The 17,199-nt window shown below is 67.6% G+C and carries 16 protein-coding genes and 1 pseudogene; 9 read left to right on the top strand and 8 right to left on the bottom strand.

Annotated elements, in window-relative coordinates:
• From ASE27_RS20430 to ASE27_RS07155, 4 genes and pseudogenes are all read left to right on the top strand, one after another.
• Positions 1-235 (top strand): annotated as a pseudogene (locus ASE27_RS20430) (thioredoxin-disulfide reductase); the annotation flags it as partial.
• The gene (gene trxA, locus ASE27_RS07170; RefSeq protein ID WP_056648114.1) at positions 232-558 is read left to right on the top strand and encodes a thioredoxin; all 327 of its coding nucleotides are present in this window, start codon (positions 232-234) and stop codon (positions 556-558) included. The pseudogene ASE27_RS20430 and the gene trxA, both read left to right, overlap by 4 nt.
• 286 nt (positions 559-844) lie before the next feature.
• A complete protein-coding gene (locus ASE27_RS07160; RefSeq protein ID WP_056648108.1) occupies positions 845-2,176 on the top strand; it encodes a PLP-dependent aminotransferase family protein in 1,332 nt (443 codons plus the stop codon).
• 152 nt (positions 2,177-2,328) lie between these two features.
• The gene (locus ASE27_RS07155; protein WP_056648158.1) at positions 2,329-3,279 is read left to right on the top strand and encodes a D-alanine--D-alanine ligase; all 951 of its coding nucleotides are present in this window, start codon (positions 2,329-2,331) and stop codon (positions 3,277-3,279) included.
• Between the two features lie 101 nt (positions 3,280-3,380).
• Here ASE27_RS07155 and ASE27_RS07150 read toward each other — a convergent pair whose 3' ends face one another.
• The 8 genes from ASE27_RS07150 to rpmH all read right to left on the bottom strand — a co-directional run bounded on the left by ASE27_RS07150 (position 3,381) and on the right by rpmH (position 9,662).
• Positions 3,381-4,604 carry a ParB/RepB/Spo0J family partition protein gene (locus tag ASE27_RS07150; RefSeq protein ID WP_056648105.1) on the bottom strand — a complete coding sequence of 408 codons (1,224 nt, stop codon included), beginning with the start codon at positions 4,602-4,604 and terminating at the stop codon, positions 3,381-3,383.
• On the bottom strand, positions 4,601-5,764 hold the full coding sequence (locus ASE27_RS07145; RefSeq protein ID WP_369800557.1) for a ParA family protein: 1,164 nt from the start codon (positions 5,762-5,764) through the stop codon (positions 4,601-4,603). Before ASE27_RS07145 ends, ASE27_RS07150 begins: the two co-directional genes overlap by 4 nt.
• Before the next feature lie 203 nt (positions 5,765-5,967).
• Positions 5,968-6,642, bottom strand: coding sequence for a 16S rRNA (guanine(527)-N(7))-methyltransferase RsmG (gene rsmG, locus ASE27_RS07140; protein WP_082608664.1), 675 nt, complete (start codon positions 6,640-6,642; stop codon positions 5,968-5,970).
• Positions 6,643-7,123: 481 nt separating this feature from the next.
• Positions 7,124-7,645, bottom strand: a complete 522-nt coding sequence (locus tag ASE27_RS07135; RefSeq protein WP_056648102.1) for a R3H domain-containing nucleic acid-binding protein — start codon at positions 7,643-7,645, stop codon at positions 7,124-7,126.
• Between the two features lie 70 nt (positions 7,646-7,715).
• Complete coding sequence (gene yidC, locus ASE27_RS07130) at positions 7,716-8,780, bottom strand: membrane protein insertase YidC (protein WP_056648098.1); 1,065 nt, start codon at positions 8,778-8,780, stop codon at positions 7,716-7,718.
• A 58-nt stretch (positions 8,781-8,838) separates the two neighbouring features.
• Positions 8,839-9,156, bottom strand: coding sequence for a membrane protein insertion efficiency factor YidD (yidD, locus tag ASE27_RS07125; RefSeq protein WP_082608663.1), 318 nt, complete (start codon positions 9,154-9,156; stop codon positions 8,839-8,841).
• Positions 9,153-9,518: a ribonuclease P protein component gene (gene rnpA, locus ASE27_RS19730; RefSeq protein ID WP_082608662.1), complete on the bottom strand. Its 366-nt coding sequence runs from the start codon at positions 9,516-9,518 to the stop codon at positions 9,153-9,155. Before rnpA ends, yidD begins: the two co-directional genes overlap by 4 nt.
• Before the next feature lie 6 nt (positions 9,519-9,524).
• Positions 9,525-9,662 (bottom strand): 50S ribosomal protein L34, encoded by a 138-nt coding sequence (rpmH, locus tag ASE27_RS19725; protein WP_010849920.1) that lies wholly within the window; start codon positions 9,660-9,662, stop codon positions 9,525-9,527.
• A 489-nt stretch (positions 9,663-10,151) separates the two neighbouring features.
• On the opposite strand from rpmH, the gene dnaA reads away from it, so the two are divergent.
• The 5 genes from dnaA to ASE27_RS07100 all read left to right on the top strand — a co-directional run bounded on the left by dnaA (position 10,152) and on the right by ASE27_RS07100 (position 16,936).
• Positions 10,152-11,576, top strand: a complete 1,425-nt coding sequence (gene dnaA, locus ASE27_RS07120) for a chromosomal replication initiator protein DnaA (protein ID WP_056648091.1) — start codon at positions 10,152-10,154, stop codon at positions 11,574-11,576.
• 1,306 nt (positions 11,577-12,882) lie between these two features.
• Entirely contained in the window at positions 12,883-14,013 is a 1,131-nt protein-coding gene (gene dnaN / locus ASE27_RS07115; RefSeq protein ID WP_056648090.1) for a DNA polymerase III subunit beta, read from the top strand.
• A gap of 49 nt (positions 14,014-14,062) precedes the next feature.
• On the top strand, positions 14,063-14,965 hold the full coding sequence (gene gnd, locus ASE27_RS07110; RefSeq protein ID WP_056648087.1) for a phosphogluconate dehydrogenase (NAD(+)-dependent, decarboxylating): 903 nt from the start codon (positions 14,063-14,065) through the stop codon (positions 14,963-14,965).
• 170 nt (positions 14,966-15,135) lie between these two features.
• On the top strand, positions 15,136-16,350 hold the full coding sequence (recF, locus tag ASE27_RS07105) for a DNA replication/repair protein RecF (RefSeq protein WP_056648084.1): 1,215 nt from the start codon (positions 15,136-15,138) through the stop codon (positions 16,348-16,350).
• Positions 16,343-16,936, top strand: coding sequence for a DUF721 domain-containing protein (locus tag ASE27_RS07100; protein WP_235535378.1), 594 nt, complete (start codon positions 16,343-16,345; stop codon positions 16,934-16,936). The genes recF and ASE27_RS07100 overlap by 8 nt, the downstream gene beginning before the upstream one ends.
• Positions 16,937-17,199 lie beyond the last annotated feature (263 nt).

Raw genomic sequence — 17,199 nt, 5'->3', positions numbered from 1 at the left:
CCCGACCCTGACCAACATCGAGGGCGTGTTCGCGTGCGGCGACGCCGTCGACCACACCTACCGCCAGGCCATCACCGCGGCCGGCTCCGGCTGCTCCGCGGCACTCGACGCCCAGCGCTACCTCACCGAGCTCGCCGACGCCTTCGAGGACGCCGCAGGCCTCCCCGAGATCGCGGGCACCCCCGACGTCCCCAACCCCGACGAGCTGCCGCAGGCACTGGAGGAGATCCGATGAGCAACACGGTCAAGGTCACCGACGAGACGTTCAAGGCCGAGGTCCTCGAGTCGGACGTTCCCGTCATCGTGGACTTCTGGGCGACCTGGTGCGGTCCGTGCCTGCAGATCGCCCCGATCCTCGAGGAGCTCGCGGGCGAGTACGCAGGCAAGGTCAAGATCGCCAAGCTCGACTCGGACGAGAACCCCGCGATCACGGCCGCGTACGGCGTGGTCTCGATCCCGACGCTCAACTTCTACTCGGGCGGCGAGCTGGTGAAGTCGATCGTCGGCGGGCGCCCCAAGCGCATCCTCGTCGAGGAGATCGACGCGCTGCTCTCCTGACCTGACATGCTCCGCGCCTGCGCGGAGCTCACCTCGAAGGGGTGGCCGGTCCTCGCGACCGGCCACCCCTTCGTCGTCCCGCTGCTCCGTGGCCATCGATGCTCCGCCCTGGCCAACGCGCTGACGCCGCGTCGTGCGGTCGTCGGCTGCCGACCGGGCCGACAGGCGACGGGCGACGACCGCCGGCCCGGCCGACCCGACGCGGAGGCACGACAGGACCCCTGACGGCGTCCGGGGAGCGGCCCCTTCACTGTTCCCCCCGATTCGTCGTGCGAGACTGGGGATCGTGAGCACGACACCGACGCACCCCGCTCAGCCCGCTCCCTCCGGGGGCACCCGCCTCGACCCGTGGTTCGGCGCCTACGCCGAGCGAGCCCACGGCATGCGAGCGTCGGAGATTCGCGCCCTGTTCGCGGTCGCGAATCGCCCCGAGGTCGTCTCGCTCGCCGGTGGGATGCCCTACCTCGAAGGTCTTCCCCTCGACACCATCGCCGACGCCATGCAGCGGCTCGTCGCGACCCGCGGCACCACCGCGCTCCAGTACGGCTCGGGGCAGGGCGCCGAGGAGCTCCGTGAGCGCATCATCGACATCGTCCGTCTCGAGGGCATCGACTGTCATCCCGACGACGTCGTCGTGACGACGGGCTCGCAGCAGGCTCTCGACCTGGTGACGCGCATCTTCATCGACCCGGGCGACGTCGTCGTCGCCGAGGCCCCCAGCTATGTCGGCGCACTCGGCGTGTTCCGGTCCTACCAGGCGGACATCGTCCACGTCCCTCTCGACGAGCACGGGCTGATCCCCGAGGCGCTCGAGGAGACCTTGACCCGCCTCGCGGCCGAGGGACGCCGCGTCAAGCTGCTCTACACGGTCCCCAACTTCCACAACCCTGCCGGCGTCACCATGTCGCTCGAGCGCCGCCCTCGCATCCTCGAGATCGCGCAGCGATTCGGCGTCCTCGTGATCGAGGACAACCCCTACGGGCTGCTGGGCTTCGATGGCGACCCCCTGCCGGCGCTGCGCTCGCTCGACGACGAGGGCGTGCTCTACCTCGGGTCATTCTCCAAGACCTTCGCACCTGGCTACCGGGTCGGCTGGGTCGTGGCCCCGCACGCGGTCCGCGAGAAGCTGGTCCTGGCGAGCGAGTCGGCCATCCTCTGCCCCTCGAACGCCTCGCAGCTCGCCATCGCGACGTACCTCGAGACCTGCGACTGGCAGGGACAGATCAAGCAGTTCCGCGAGCTCTACCGCGAGCGTCGCGACGCCATGATCGGCGCCCTCTCCGAGCACCTGCCGTCGGCGACGTGGACCGTTCCCGACGGAGGCTTCTACACCTGGGTCAAGCTTCCCGACGGGCTCGATGCCCGTTCCATGCTGCCGCGAGCGGTCACGGCGCGGGTCGCCTACGTCCCCGGCACGGCGTTCTACGCCGACGGCTCCGGCGCGGACCACGTGCGCCTCTCCTACTGCTTCCCGACGCCGGAGCGCATCCGCGAAGGCGTCCGCCGGTTTGCCGGCGTGGTGTCCGCGGAGAGGGACCTCGTCGAGATCTTCGGAACGTCGGGCGCTCCGGACTCGGACCTGACCGACGTCGAGAACCCTGGCCCCAACCTCGCGTGAGCACCACCCCCGCGCACGAGAGCACCTTGCAGAACGTCGAGAGGACCAAGACCGTGGGTACTGCTGCGGAGAATGCCATTCTTGCGGAGGACGTCGTCGAGCCCGACGCTGCCTCGACGACGGGGAGCGTTGCCGCCTCATCCCGTCCCGAGGTGCAGCGCGTCGTCATCCTCGCCGGAGGGCTCTCGCACGAGCGCGACGTGTCGCTCCGGTCGGGTCGACGCGTCGCGGAGTCCCTGCGTGGAGCAGGGATGGACGTGACGGTGCTCGATGTCGACGCCTCGCTGCTCTCGACCCTGGCCGGCGACCGCCCGGACGTCGTGTGGCCGCTCCTGCACGGCGCGAGCGGCGAGGACGGGTCCGTCCGAGACGTGCTCGAGCTCCTGGGACTGGACTACGTCGGCACCGGGCCCAGGGCCTCTCGTGCGGCGTGGAACAAGGCCATCGCCAAGAACGTCGTGCTGGGCGCGGGGATCGACACTCCCGACTACGTGACCCTCCCCCAGAGCCTCTTCCGGGAGCTCGGCGCTCAGCCTGTCCTCGACGCGGTCGTCAGCCGGCTGGGACTGCCGCTCGTGGTCAAGCCGAACCAGGGGGGCTCAGCGCTGGGCGTCACCCTCGTGTCACGGGCCGAGGACCTTCCGCGAGCCATGGTGGACTGCTTCTCCTACGGCGAGCTCGCGCTCATCGAGAAGGCGGTCCAGGGTGTCGAGGTGGCTGTCAGCGTCGTCGACGGCCCCGATGGTCCGCATGCTCTTCCCGCTGTCGAGATCGTCACCGACGGTCCGTACGACTACGACGCCCGGTACAACCCGGGCCGCACCAGCTACTTCGCGCCCGCTCGTCTCTCCGCACCCGTGGCTGCACGCGTGGCCCAGGTCGCCGTCGACGCTCATGTGGCCCTGGGACTTCGCGGCCTCTCCCGGTCGGACCTGATCGTCGACCCGGACGGCGTGCCCCACTTCCTCGAGGTCAACGTCGCCCCGGGTATGACCGAGACCTCGCTCTTCCCGCAGGCTGCCCACGCAGCGGGCCTCGACCTCGGCGGCCTCTATCGGCGGATCGTCGCGCAGAGCGTCGAGGCACGAGTCCCGGCGATCTGACGAACGTCCTCCCGACCGCACGAAGCCCCGGTGAGCTGGTACTCACCGGGGCTTCGTGTTTCACGTGAAACATCAGGCAGCCGCCATGTTGGCGTCTGGTCCTACTGACGCAGCAGACCTGGGTCCTCCGGTGCCATGAGGTCAAGGATCCTGTTGAGGTCCTCGACCGACGCGAACTCCACCGTCAATCGGCCCTTGTTCTTGCCCAGGTCCACCTTGACCCGTGTCTCGAACCGGTCGGAGAGCCGGACCGCAAGGTCGTCGATCGCTGCGATGCGCTGCCCTGGTCGAGGTGCGCGTTCCACGGGCTTCTTCGCGTCGAGCCCGCCAAGAGCGACGATCTCCTCGGTCGCCCTGACCGACAGCCCCTCGGAGACGATCCTCTGAGCGAGGCGTTCGATCTCTGCGCCGTCCGTGAGACCCAGCAGAGCGCGGGCGTGCCCGGCCGAGAGCACTCCCGCTGCCACCCGGCGCTGCACGAGCGGGGGCAGGCGCAGCAGGCGCAGCATGTTGGAGATCTGCGACCGGCTGCGAGAGATCCGGGTACCGAGCTCTTCGTGTGTGCACCCGAAGTCGTCGAGCAGCTGACGGTAGGCGGCAGCTTCCTCGAGAGGATTGAGCGCGCTGCGATGGAGGTTCTCGAGCAGTGCGTCGCGCAGAAGATCTGCGTCCTCCGTCTCGCGAATGATCGCCGGAATGACGTCCAGGCCTGCGGCCTGCGTCGCACGCCAGCGCCGCTCCCCCATGATGAGCTCGTATGCGCCCTCGTTCTCCGGGTCACGGCGAACGACGATGGGCTGGAGAACACCGATCTCCTTGATCGATCCGACCAGTTCGTCGAGCTCGCCCTCGTCGAACACGGTGCGAGGCTGGCGAGAGTTCGCGCGAATGAGCCCCACGGGAAGCTCGGCGAACGTCGCGCCGGGGACAGGGACCAGGCCGTCTTCCGAAGTTGTGGCGGTGTTCGCACTCTCGGTTGTCGCGGGTGTTTCACGTGAAACATCACCGGCCTGCGCATCTCCTGCCGCAGTCGACGCCGCGGTGGGGATGAGTGGCCGAGAAGACGCATCAAGGTCACTGGTCGCATCGTCCAGACCGATCAATCCAGCCGGTGAATCAGAGCTCTCGCGCTCGATGGTCAGGACGGTCGAGCCGCCCAGAACCGACGACCCCACTCCCCCGCCCTTCGGGTTGGTGTTCTGCTCGATCGGCGCTGCAGCCTGCGGCGCCGACGGGAAGAACACGTCCACGGGGCGTTCACGCTCTGGGCTCGTCGGAATCAGGGCCCCTAGACCACGCCCAAGCCCACGGCGCTTCTCACTCATCGTGCATCCTCCTGGTAGCTAGGCAGCACTGCCCATCGTTCGGCGAGGTAGTTCTGCCGGGAGACGTCGCGAGATGCTCCGTCAACGGGTTGAACGAGTATGGGGCGTCCACGGTCAGCAACTTCCCGAGCGGCTTCGAGATAGGCGAGCGCACCCGTGGAGCTGGGGTCGTACGTGATGACGGTCTGCCCGTGACTCGGCGCTTCGGAGATGCGTACCGAGCGAGGCACGGTCGTCCTGAGGGTCTGCTCGGGGAAGTGCTCGCGCACCTCGGACGCAACCTGCTGTGCGAGGTTGGTACGACCGTCGTACATGGTCAAGAGAATGCTCGAGACATGCAGCTGGGGATTCAAGTGCGCCTTGATCAGCTCGATCGTCTTGAGGAGCTGGCTCAAGCCTTCCAGGGCGTAGTACTCGCACTGGATCGGAATGAGCACTTCCCGGCCGACCACGAAGGCATTGACAGTCAGTAGGCCGAGGCTGGGAGGGCAATCGACCAAGACGTAGTCGATGCGTTCGAGCCCCTGAGCGATGCGTTCCTCCAGGTAGACATCCACCGCACGCCGCAGCCGTGTTTCACGTGAAACCAAGGAGACGAGCTCGATCTCTGCACCCGACAGGTCGATCGTCGCAGGGACGCACCAGAGGCTCGGGATGTCGGGGCACTGCTGGACCGCAGAAGCGAGCGGGGCGCCGTCGACCAGCACCTCGTAGACAGAGGGCGTCCCAGCGCGGTGCTCGACACCGAGCGCCGTCGACGCATTGCCCTGCGGATCGTTGTCGATCACAAGGACATTCAATCCTGCCTGGGCAAGACCAGCAGCGAGGTTGACGGTCGTCGTCGTCTTCCCGACGCCACCCTTCTGGTTGGCGATCGTGATGATGCGGGTCGTTGCAGGACGGGGGAACTGTCGTCCATGGAGGTCGATCCGACGCCGCGCATCGATGGTGAGCTGGGCTGCGAGAGGCGTGTCGTCGTCCATCTCGGGCAGGCTGGCCATCAGGGCAGCACGGCGATCGTCTTCGCTCGTCAAGGCCGCTGCGCCCTGGTTCCCGGAGTCGGTCGACGATGTTTCACGTGAAACCTCCGCGAACGGCACCGCTTCTCGATGATCGAACGGCATGCTCTGGTACCGGTCGGAACTCTCAGTCACGCCCATCTCCCTCAATTGACCCACCTCACAGCATGCGCTCAAGACTCGGTATTGACCGGGGTCTCGAGCGCGTGTCGCCCCGAAACTCGGCGGACAAGGCCATCACGCGACATCACTGCCGCCTCATACCCGCGAGTCCCGTGTTCTCGACGCTACCTCACGGATCCGTCCTGGGACGTTCCTGCACGGCCGTCCCTGGGCTCGCCCGCTCAGGCAGGAGTACGACGCACCCGAAGCACCGTCGTCGGCTCGACGCCGTCGACGCTGAAGGCCTCCAGGACCTGGGGCTCCTCCGTCTTGTACTTTCGCAGAACCTTCCGGGCCGGCTCGATCTCCTGTTGGACGTTCCTGCCCTTGAGGACCACCATCTCTCCCCCGCGCTCCACGAGAGGTAGGGACATCCTCGCAAGCTTCTCGAGCGCAGCCACGGCACGAGACGTGACGGCCTCGCACTGGAAGGCGCCGTGGTACTCCTCGGCCCGGCCTCGCTTGACCTCCACGTTGGTGAGCTCAAGTTCGTCCACCACCTCGTTCAGCCAGGTGCAACGACGCTCCATGGGCTCGATCAGCAGCACCTGCGCGTCCGGAAGCATCGCCGCGATGACGATGCCCGGAAGCCCCGCGCCGGATCCGATGTCTGCGATCGTTCCATTCGTCGGAAGGTACTGCACGACCGCAGCGGAGTTGAGGATGTGGCGCTCCCAGATGCGAGAGACCTCACGCGGACCGATCAAGCCACGCAACTCTCCCTGGTCGTGCAGCATCTCTGCGAACCGCGAGACGAGAGGAAAGGCGTCTCCGAAGTACCGCTGGACTTCGGGCGAATCCGCGAGCGCTTCTCGTGAAACGTCGCTCGGGATGCCGTCGCTCATCTCGTTCGTCATGTACTCCTCTTTCGATGCAGATCACCTGTGCGGCGAGATCCCCGTAGTGCTGGACAACCAGGGTCCATGGTGTCACGTCCCGGCCTTGAGCGGTCCGGCCGTTCGGTTCTCCCGCCCTCGCAATCCGTGGGTGTGCGCAGATCTCGCCCTCGATATCCGTGGGCGATCACGAGACCCGAGCCCTCCCCCTTTCCAAGGATCGAGCTTCACGATCTTGCCGCCCCTCCCCGGCGTACTGGTCTACCGCTGCGCTACGAAGAGGGTTTGCTCCTGCGTGGGACCAGGGACAGCGGGCACGTCGATGCCCGGGTCGACTTTGCCACGCTGACGGATGCCTCAGGGCAGGGCGGTGTGTCACACGACCCTCGATCCTTGAGCTCGACACCGGTCCGCCGGCTCGCCGTGTCCCGACACGACAGAGCCGCCCGATGTTTCACGTGAAACATCGGGCGGCTCAGCGACTGTTGAACGACTGATCGGGTCAGGAGGCCCCTGCAGGCCGGATCACGACATAGCGTTCCGGGTCCGTGCCACGAGAGTCGCTCGTGAGCCCAGCAGCCGCCACGACATCGTGGACAACCTTGCGCTCGAATGCGTTGAGCGGCTCCATGGACAACTCTTCGCCCGACTCACGAACCTTGGCGATCGCCACGGTGGCGAGCTCCGTGAGCTCGACCTTGCGCTGAGCCCGGAACCCGGCGATGTCGAGCATCAGTCGACTACGCTCCCCCGTCCGAGCCTGGACAGCGAGGCGGGTGAGCTCCTGCAGTGCGTCCAGCACCTCACCCTCCTTGCCCACCAGGTGCCGGAGCGACGCCGCGTCATCGGCCACGATCTCGAGGGCTGCGCGGCCGTGATCGATGTCGATGTCGATGTCACCGTCGAGGTCCGCGATATCGAGGAACTCCTCGAGGTAGTCCGCCGCGACCTCGCCCTCTTCCTCGAGGCGCGTCATCTCGTCGGGAGCGTGGTCTTCTGCAGCGGGTGCGTCGGTCGACGACATGCTGACTCCTTGGGGGTCAGGAGAACCCCGGGTCGCAAGGATCCTCGGTGCTCTCGGAACAGGACTAGGGCTACTTCTTCGGCTTCTTCGGGGACGGAGAACCCTTACCGGTTCCCTGTGCCGTGCCGCCGGTCTCGTCGTCGACAGGTGCATCCTCGACCTTGTCGGACGGAGCCGTGGTTCCGGTGATGACGCGAGGCGTACCGGGCTTCTGACGGTCCTTGCGCTTGGGCTGCTGACGCTGTCCTCGCGGCTGCTCGATGACCGGAGCAGCTTCCTCGACGATCCCCTTGGCCGCAGCCTTGCGCTTCTTGCGCTCGAGCATGAGCCGCTCCGCCTCGGACCCCGGTGCCGGCATGCGCTTGATCGTGTAGAACTGCTGCCCCATGGACCAGAGGTTCGTCGTCGTCCAGTAGACCAGGACACCGACGGGGAAGTTCACGCCGGAGACGGCGAAGATGAAGGGGAAGACGTAGAGCATCATCTTCTGCGTCGAGGCCATGGGGCCCTCGAGCGCCGACTTCGGCATGTTCTTCATGGTCAGCTGGCGCTGCGTGAAGAACGTCGTGGCGCACATCGCGACGATGAGGCAGCCGATCACGATCTTCGCCTGGAGGTCATCCGTCTTCAGGAAGACATCAGACAGGTGGGCCCCGAAGAGCGACGAGCTCTCGATGTCCTTGGCGACCGCTGCATTGATGGGGCCGATCGGGTCGGCATCACCCGTCGAGATCGGCACCAGACCGTTGAGCACGCGGAACAGTGCGAAGAAGATGGGCGACTGCAGAAGGATCGGCAGGCACGAGGCGAACGGGTTCGTCCCGTGCTTCTTGTAGAGCTCCATGGTCTCGCGGCTCATTGCCTCACGGGACGCCGGGTCCGACTTGCCCTTGTACTTCTTCTGGATCGCCTGCATCTCCGGCTGCAGCATCTGCATGCCGCGGGAGGCCTTGATCTGCTTGAAGAAGAGCGGGATCAGGAGGATACGGATGATGATCACGAGCCCGACGATCGAGAACACCCAACCGAGACCAGGCCCGTCGCCCATGCCCAGGAACACGAGCCCCTGGTGGCACAGGTACATGATCCACGCGACGACCCATTCGATCGGCTCGAGGAACTTGAAGAAGTCCATCCGTACTACTCCCTAACCTTCAACAAACTGGGTCCCGCCGACGTCGCCGGCAGGAGGACTAGTGCGAGTGCTTCCTCAGCGCCTCGGGAACGTCGTCGACGCCCCCCTTGCTCCAGGGGTTGCACCTCAGCAGCCGCCAGACGGCAAGCCATACGCCTCGCAGCACACCGTGCCGTCGTATCGCGACGAGCGCGTACTGCGAGCACGAGGGGTAGTACTTGCAGGTCGGGCCAGTCATCGGGGAGATGACGCTCTGATATCCCCGGATCAGGCCGACGAGCACGAGCAGGGGAATCCTGCGGACGAGGCGCCACGACCGTGACGCCCACCCAGAGGTGCTGACACCCGGTGGTTCCACAGGGACTGCCGCACTCATGCGTCCGCCGTCCGTTGGCCCCACCGGGTCACAGCACGCTTGAGGCAGGACGCAAGGTCCTGATCAAGCTGAGCGAAGTCGCTGGACGCCGATGCGGGAAGAGCTCGGACCACCACGCGGGTCTGCGGCGGGAGCGCATCCAGGTACGACTGCGAGGCGGCGCGCAGACGCCGCTTCACCTTGTTCCGGTGCACGGCGTTGCCCACAGCCTTGGATACGACAAAACCGACCTGTGGTGGCCCGTCTCCCCCAGAATCCTGGGTGAGATGAACCACCACGGTCGATCGTCCCGCGCGCACGCCGCTGCGCACCGCCCGTTCAAAATCTACGGAACGGCGCATGCGGTGCGCCGCGGGCAGCACCTGCTGTCAGGCAGAGAGCTCGGCGCGGCCCTTGCGACGACGGGCAGCCAGGATGGCGCGGCCGGCGCGGGTGCGCATACGCAGCCGGAAACCGTGGGTCTTCGCACGGCGCCGGTTGTTCGGCTGGAAAGTCCGCTTGCTCACGAGGTACTCCAAGAACGTCGGGGAGGTACACCGTCTATGTCCTCGACGATGCAGTGCTACAGCTGGAAGAGATGCAGTTCTGCATCCCAGCCGTCCGTGTACCCGCCACGATGTGTCCGTGGATTCGCCCCCGTGAGGGCGCGCGAAAGTACCTGGAACGGCTGTATGACGTTACGCCGCGGGACCCCCTCGGGTCAAACCCGGGCTGGAACGCGCCGAGCCTGTCATGATATGTCGTGCAGTAGCCGATACGTCTAGGCTGGCTGCACGACCGTCGTTCCTCCAGCATGCACCGATCCGACTCCGTCCGTCGAAGACCTGGGTCGGAGGTCCACCGGTCGCCCGTCGTCGGCACGTGATGTGACGTCAGAAGCCCAGTCTGCTAGCAGCCCACAGGTTGTGGAAAACTATGTGGATAACCGGTCTGCGTGACACACTCCAGAGCGGTCCTGCTCCTCATGCTCCACCCGACGACGAAGGAATCACCTGGTGCCCCACCCTGACGAGAACATCACAGATGTCTGGGCACAGACCATCGCCGTCCTCGAGGCCAGCCCCGACATGACGCCGCGGCAGATCGCATTCATCAAGCTCGCGAAGCCGTTGGCGATCCTCGACGACACCGTCTTCATCGCCGTCCCCCACGAACAGACCCGCACCTACCTCGAGACGCGCGTGCGCGACGAGCTCGTCTCCGCGATGTCCGGCGCACTCGGCCGTGACGTCCGGTTCGGCATCACGGTCGATCCCGAGCTCAGCTCCGAGCCGCCGTCCCCCGCCGCTCTCACGGCGAGCTCGCCCGAACCGATGCCCCTGCGGGCCGAGATCGAGCACGAGCGCCCCTTGCCTGCTCCCTCGCCGCAGCGTCCTCCCGCTGAACCGACGAGGCTGAACCCGAAGTACATCTTCGAGACGTTCGTCATCGGATCTTCGAACCGGTTCGCGCACGCTGCCGCGGTCGCAGTCGCCGAGGCGCCTGCCAAGGCCTACAACCCCCTCTTCATCTACGGGCAGTCCGGCCTCGGCAAGACGCACCTCCTGCACGCGATCGGCCACTACGCGCACAACCTGTACCCGAACGTCCGCGTGCGCTACGTGAACTCCGAGGAGTTCACGAACGACTTCATCAACTCGATCAGCGAGGGCAAGGCCGGGACGTTCCAGCGGCGCTACCGCGACGTCGACGTGCTCCTGATCGACGACATCCAGTTCCTGCAGGGCAAGGAACAGACGATGGAGGAGTTCTTCCACACCTTCAACGCGCTGCACAACGCCAACAAGCAGCTCGTCATCACCTCGGACCTCCCGCCCAAGCAGCTCAACGGCTTCGAGGACCGCCTGCGCAGCCGCTTCGAGTGGGGTCTGATCACCGACGTCCAGCCCCCGGACCTCGAGACTCGCATCGCCATCCTGCGCAAGAAGGCTGCGAGCGAGCGGCTCGCGGCGCCGGCGGACGTGCTGTCCTACATCGGTTCCAAGATCTCCACGAACATCCGCGAGCTCGAGGGTGCACTCATCCGCGTGACGGCCTTCGCGAACCTCAACCGCCAGCAGGTGGATCTCGCCCTCGCCGAGATCGTCCTCAAGGACCTCATCACCGACGACGACGCGTCCGAGATCACCCCGGCGAGCGTGATCGCTCAGACGGCTGCGTACTTCGGACTGACGATCGAGGACCTCTGCGGAAGCTCGCGCTCCCGGGTCCTCGTCACGGCTCGTCAGATCGCCATGTACCTGTGCCGTGAGCTCACCGACCTGTCCCTGCCGAAGATCGGCCAGCAGTTCGGCGGCCGCGACCACACCACGGTCATGCACGCGAACAGGAAGATCACCGAGCAGATGGCCGAGCGCCGGTCGACGTACAACCAGGTGACCGAGCTGACAAGCAGGATCAAGCAGCAGCACCGGGGCTGACGCTGCTCGACGACTCCGTCTGTTCCTACCGTCCTGCTCTCGATCCCGCCGAGGGGCACTCTCGGTGCCTCTCCCGGCCTTCGAACGGGCCCTGCCACAGCCCCGAGCAGCCCCACGCTCTCACCGTCCACAGGCAACCACGTGGACCCTGGGCCGTCCCACGCACGTCGCCACACCCGACGATCGTCCCCCGCGCTGCGCGCCCGACGGCGGGTCCCGTCGATCGTCAACGATCACCAGCTGCCGTTCATACCGATGTCTGTGGCCCAGATGCCCCTCGGACCACCTCGGCCCGACTCGTCGCCGAACCCCGCCCCCCAGCACGACGGAGGACGACCACGGGCCCTCAGGACGCGGCGTGGACCCGCGACTCCCGGTCAACACGACGACCTCCCCTACAACTCATCGACCGTTCACCAGCCCGGAATGCGGCTTATGCGGCCTCTTGAGGGACAGCCGAACCGGAGCCCCGGACCTTGTGCACAGGGACGCGCCGGAACCCACGACGGCAGGTGGCCGCACCTCCGGCGGCCTCGACGGACGCACACTGCCTTCGAGCTCTTGTGTACAAGCCGTACGGAGAGGTCCGCCATCCCCAGAGTTGTCCACAGGGCCTGGGGGTATGTCCACCAGCGACTCATCGCTGTCCCCAGAAGTGGACCACTGCGTCCCCAATCCCCTGTGTACAAGCCACTCTGTCCTGTGTACGGCTCATCCCGCCGAGCCCTCAACTCACAAGCTTGTGCACCTGCCTGTGGATAACTGTGGACGAAGGGGCACATCGTGTGGACAGAGGAGACCTGACCGGTGGACGGCGAACTGTGGACAACCCGTCGTCAACAGTGCCTCCGATTTACCCACAGGCCCGTCCCCGGTTCGTCCACATGGAAAAAGGGCATCTGACCTGGGAAGAGAGCGCTTTTCCACACTTTGCACAGCACCGATGACTACGACGAATGATCTCTAACCAGGAAAAATCCACACGCCTTCATCTGGTCCCGAGAGCTCAGCGCTGCCTCAACTCGCGCCTGTGACCGCCGTCACAGAGAAGCCGAGAAGTGCGCAGGTCACGAGCGCTCGAGATCGCTCGTCCACGAGCGTGCCAGAGGTACCGCACCCCGCGCAGACTCGCGTAGGGTTCATGCGGGCACGACCTGAGCAAGGTCTCGGCCTCCCCGACGACGAGGGGGCCGGCAGGGCGCCGTGACGTGCGTGCAGAGTTCTGCACAGACACTCTCCGGACCTGTGCACCGCGCGGTGGAGTGCCTGACATGTGAAGATCGATCCATGGACGAGAGGGTGTGGGATGAAGTTCCGGGTTGAGCGTGATGTCCTGGCCGACGCTGTGACGTGGACGGCCCGTACGTTGCCGACCCGACCTCCTGCTCCCGTCCTCGCGGGCGTGCGCATCGAGGCCGACGCCGTCGGGACGATCGGTCTGTCGAGCTTCGACTACGAGGTCTCCGCGCGCTCGGAGATCCCCGCGGAGGTGACCGAGCCGGGCACGGTCCTGGTGTCCGGCCGACTCCTGGCGGAGATCTCCCGCGCCCTGCCCGCCAAGCCCGTCGACTTCGCGGTCGAGGGCAACAAGGTCATCGTGACCTGTGGCGCGAGCCGTTTCACGCTCCTCACCATGCCTGTCGAGGACTACCCGGCCCTGCCCGCGATGCCGGAGCTCTCGGGCACGGTCTCTGGCGACGAGCTGACGCACGCCGTCGCGCAGGTGACGGTCGCCGCGAGCCGTGACGACACGCTCCCGCTCCTGACGGGCGTCCGCATGGAGATCGAGGGCGAGCGCATCACGCTGCTCGCGACCGACCGCTACCGCCTCGCGCTGCGTGAGCTCACGTGGACCCCCGGCACCCCCGACTTCAGCGCGGTCGCGCTGGTCCGTGCCCGCACGCTCAACGACGTCGCCAAGTCGCTCGGCAGCTCGGGCCTGGTCAACGTGGGTCTCACGGCCGGTACGGGCGTCGACCTCATCGGCTTCGAGGCCGGCGGACGCCACACGACCTCGCAGCTCGTGGACGGCGACTACCCCGCGGTCCGCCGTCTGTTCCCCGACGAGACCCCGATCCACGCGGTCATGGCGACCGCTCCGCTGATCGACGCGGCCAAGCGCGTGTCCCTCGTGGCCGAGCGCAACACGCCGATCCGGCTGTCCTTCACGGACGGCCAGGTCGTCCTGGACGCCGGCCAGGGCGACGACGCGCAGGCGTCGGAGGCCCTCGAGGCGGTGCTCGTGGGCGAGGAGATCTCGGTCGCGTTCAACCCGCAGTTCCTGCTGGACGGGCTCGGGGCCCTGGGGACGGACTTCGTCCGCCTCAGCTTCACGCACCCGAACAAGCCGGTGGAGTTCACCGGTCAGGAGTCGCTGGACGGCGAGGACTCCTCGCACTACCGCTACCTGCTGGTCCCCATCCGCTTCGCGAGCTAGCAGGGGCCGGCCCGCGCAGTACACGAGCTCAACGGCACGGAGGCACGCGATGGTCACGCACATCGGTCTGGTCGGACTCGGCAAGATGGGCGCGAACATGCGTTCGCGCCTGCGTGCCGGCGGCATCGAGGTCACGGGCTTCGACCGCAACCCGGACGTCTCGGACGTCTCGACGCTGGCAGAGCTGGTCGAGGCCCTTCCGGCCGGGCAGCGGGTCGTGTGGGTCATGGTTCCCTCGGGGCCCATCACCCGCGGGGTGGTCACCGAGCTGGGCGAGCTGCTGACGAGCGGTGACGTGGTCGTCGAGGGCGGGAACTCCCACTTCTCGGACGACGCCGAGCACGCCGCACAGCTCGCGCCCCGTGGCATCGGCTACCTGGACGTCGGCGTCTCGGGCGGTGTCTGGGGCCTCGAGAACGGGTACGGGCTCATGGTGGGCGGCGACGCGGCTCTCGTCGAGGCCGTGATGCCGGTCTTCGACGCGCTGCGCCCGGACGGGCCGCGTGACGAGGGGTTCGTCCACGCGGGGGCCGTCGGCGCGGGGCACTACGCCAAGATGGTCCACAACGGCATCGAGTACGGACTCATGCAGGCGTACGCCGAGGGCTACGAGCTCCTCGAGGCCAAGGACATCGTGACGGACGTCCCGGGCACCCTCAAGGCCTGGACGCGGGGCACGGTGGTCAGGTCCTGGCTGCTCGACCTCCTGGTCAAGGCGCTCGAGGAGGACCCCGAGCTGGGCGCGATCAGCGACTGGGTCGAGGACTCGGGCGAGGGCCGCTGGACCGTGGACGAGGCGATCGACAGCGCAGTGCCCCTCCCTGTCATCTCGGCCGCGCTCTTCGCGCGCTTCGCGTCGCGGCAGGGCGCGTCGCCCGCGATGAAGGCGGTCGCGGCGCTGCGCCAGCAGTTCGGCGGGCACGCGGTCAAGCCCGCGGGCCCGGCCTCCTGACGGGTTCCGTCCTTCCTGCCCGACGCCGCCTCGTACCTCGCGCGCACAACCTCGGGTCGAGGCGTCACACTGGTGGGAGCACCTTCCTGACCGTCGTGTCCACAGTTGCTCCCTGCCCTGTGGACGAAGATCGCCTCGTCGACCTCGTCGACCGCAAGCCGTAGGACCAGATGTACATCTCCCACCTCTCCCTCGCGGACTTCCGTTCGTACACCTCCGTCGACGTCGAGCTCGAGCCCGGCGTGAACGCCTTCGTCGGGCCCAACGGCCAGGGCAAGACGAACCTCGTCGAGGCGATCGGCTACGTCGCGACGCTCGGCAGCCACCGCGTCCCGTCGGACGCGGCCCTGGTCCGCGCCGGTGCGCCGCGGGCCGTGATCCGTACGAGGATCGTCCGCGGGGACCGGGCGAGCACGGTCGAGATCGAGATCACCCCGGGGAAGGCGAACAGGGCCAGGATCAACCGGGCACCGGCGAGCCGGCCTCGGGACGTGCTCGGCATCGCTCGCACGGTGCTGTTCGCCCCTGAGGACCTGGCTCTCGTCAAGGGCGACCCGGACGGTCGACGCAAGTTCCTGGACCAGCTCGCGGTGCTCCTCGTCCCGCGGTTCGCGGGCGTCCTGAGCGACTACGACCGCGTGCTGCGGCAGCGCAGCGCGCTCCTCAAGTCGGCAGGGGGCGCCATGCGTGCCTCGCGGTCGCAGTCGCCCGACCTGCGCACGCTCGACGTCTGGGACGCCAAGCTCGCGTCGACCGGCGCGGAGATCATCGCGTTGAGGCTCCAGCTCGTCGACGCGCTGCAGCCGTACGTGGCGGCAGCCTACGAGCAGGTGAGCTCGGGTCAGGGAGAGGCGCACGTCGCGTACCGCTCCTCGCTCGCGGCCGCGCTCGAGGAGACGAGTGACGTCGTCGGGCAGGAAGGGCAGGCCCTGAGCGTCGCCGAGCTCGAGGCCCAGCTCCTGACCGCCATGACCTCCTTGCGCAGCAAGGAGATCGACCGCGGGGTGTGCCTCGTCGGGCCGCACCGCGACGACCTCGTCCTGACGCTCGGCGACCTGCCGGCCAAGGGGTACGCGAGCCACGGCGAGTCGTGGTCGTTCGCGCTCGCGCTGCGCCTCGCCTCGTACCGGCTGCTCACGGACGGGGCGCCTCAGGCGTCGGGCTCGCTCCTGTGGTCGCCGGACTGGGGGCCCGACGGCGAGCCCGTCCTGCTGCTCGACGACGTGTTCGCCGAGCTCGACGTGCGCCGCCGCGACCGGCTCGCGGACCTGGTCGCCGGGGCCAACCAGGTCATCATCACGGCTGCGGTGCCCGACGACGTCCCGGCCCAGCTCCAGGGGCTGCGGCTCGACGTCCTCGACGGGCAGGTGACCCGTCGTGCGTGACCGGGGCCAGGACCCGGACGAGGACGCCGCCGGCCACGAGGACGACGAGCCCGCACGTCCCGCAGGCCTGCCCGTGGGCGAGGTCGTTGACCTGACCCCTCCGGCCCAGGTAGCGCGCGAGGCGCTCAACCGGGCTCGGGCCGCTGCCCGGGCCAAGGGCATCCGTCCCGGGCAGCCCTCCCGGCGGATCCTGGCGGACCCTCCCCCGTCGTCAGGGGCCCGGCCCGGTGGGCGCGACCCCCAGACGTTCAGTGCGGTCGTCCAGCGGCTGCTCCACGAGCGGGGGTGGGTGCAGGACGTGTCGGTCGGCGGGGTGATCGGGCGCTGGCGCGAGGTGGTCGGCGACCAGGTGGCCGACCACTGCGTGCCCGAGACCTTCGAGGACAAGGTCCTCGTGGTGCGCGCGGACTCGACCGCATGGGCGACCCAGGTCAAGCTGCTGACCCCTCGACTGCTCGAGCGGCTGGCGCAGGAGGTCGGTGAGGGAGTGGTCGAGACCGTGACCGTCCTGGGCCCGGCCGGGCCCAGCTTCCGTCGCGGTCCCAAGACCGTCCGGGGCCGTGGCCCGCGCGACACCTACGGCTGATCTAGAGGGCGATTCGTCCCGATATGACGGTCGCGCGCCGTGCGCGGGCAAGGCTGTCGGCGAACAGATCCACCGACCTGTGGAGAACCTTGTGGAGAACTCGCTCCGAAGGGCTCATAATCCGCTGTTTTGGCTGCCTCCCAGGTAGAATGGTGAGGTCATTCCGGGTCACTCCGCGCGCGCCGACTGGCACGCGCGCGAGCCGGAACCGATGAGCCGTGCAGCGATCCTCCCCAGCGGGTGAACCTGTCGCGTGCAAGATG

This window comes from Oerskovia sp. Root918 (assembly GCF_001428945.1).
Lineage (GTDB): Bacteria > Actinomycetota > Actinomycetes > Actinomycetales > Cellulomonadaceae > Oerskovia > Oerskovia enterophila.
This window is presented reverse-complemented; position numbering and strand designations above follow the sequence as displayed.

Excerpts from the sequence above, each read along its gene's own strand:
- trxA (WP_056648114.1), top strand. The coding sequence starts at position 232 with ATGAGCAACACGGTCAAGGTCACCGACGAGACGTTCAAGGCCGAGGTC.
- ASE27_RS07150 (WP_056648105.1), bottom strand. The coding sequence starts at position 4,604 with ATGAGTGAGAAGCGCCGTGGGCTTGGGCGTGGTCTAGGGGCCCTGATT.
- ASE27_RS07145 (WP_369800557.1), bottom strand. The coding sequence starts at position 5,764 with ATGGGCGTGACTGAGAGTTCCGACCGGTACCAGAGCATGCCGTTCGAT.
- rsmG (WP_082608664.1), bottom strand. The coding sequence starts at position 6,642 with ATGACGAACGAGATGAGCGACGGCATCCCGAGCGACGTTTCACGAGAA.
- ASE27_RS07135 (WP_056648102.1), bottom strand. The coding sequence starts at position 7,645 with ATGTCGTCGACCGACGCACCCGCTGCAGAAGACCACGCTCCCGACGAG.
- yidC (WP_056648098.1), bottom strand. The coding sequence starts at position 8,780 with ATGGACTTCTTCAAGTTCCTCGAGCCGATCGAATGGGTCGTCGCGTGG.
- yidD (WP_082608663.1), bottom strand. The coding sequence starts at position 9,156 with ATGAGTGCGGCAGTCCCTGTGGAACCACCGGGTGTCAGCACCTCTGGG.
- dnaN (WP_056648090.1), top strand. The coding sequence starts at position 12,883 with ATGAAGTTCCGGGTTGAGCGTGATGTCCTGGCCGACGCTGTGACGTGG.
- gnd (WP_056648087.1), top strand. The coding sequence starts at position 14,063 with ATGGTCACGCACATCGGTCTGGTCGGACTCGGCAAGATGGGCGCGAAC.
- recF (WP_056648084.1), top strand. The coding sequence starts at position 15,136 with ATGTACATCTCCCACCTCTCCCTCGCGGACTTCCGTTCGTACACCTCC.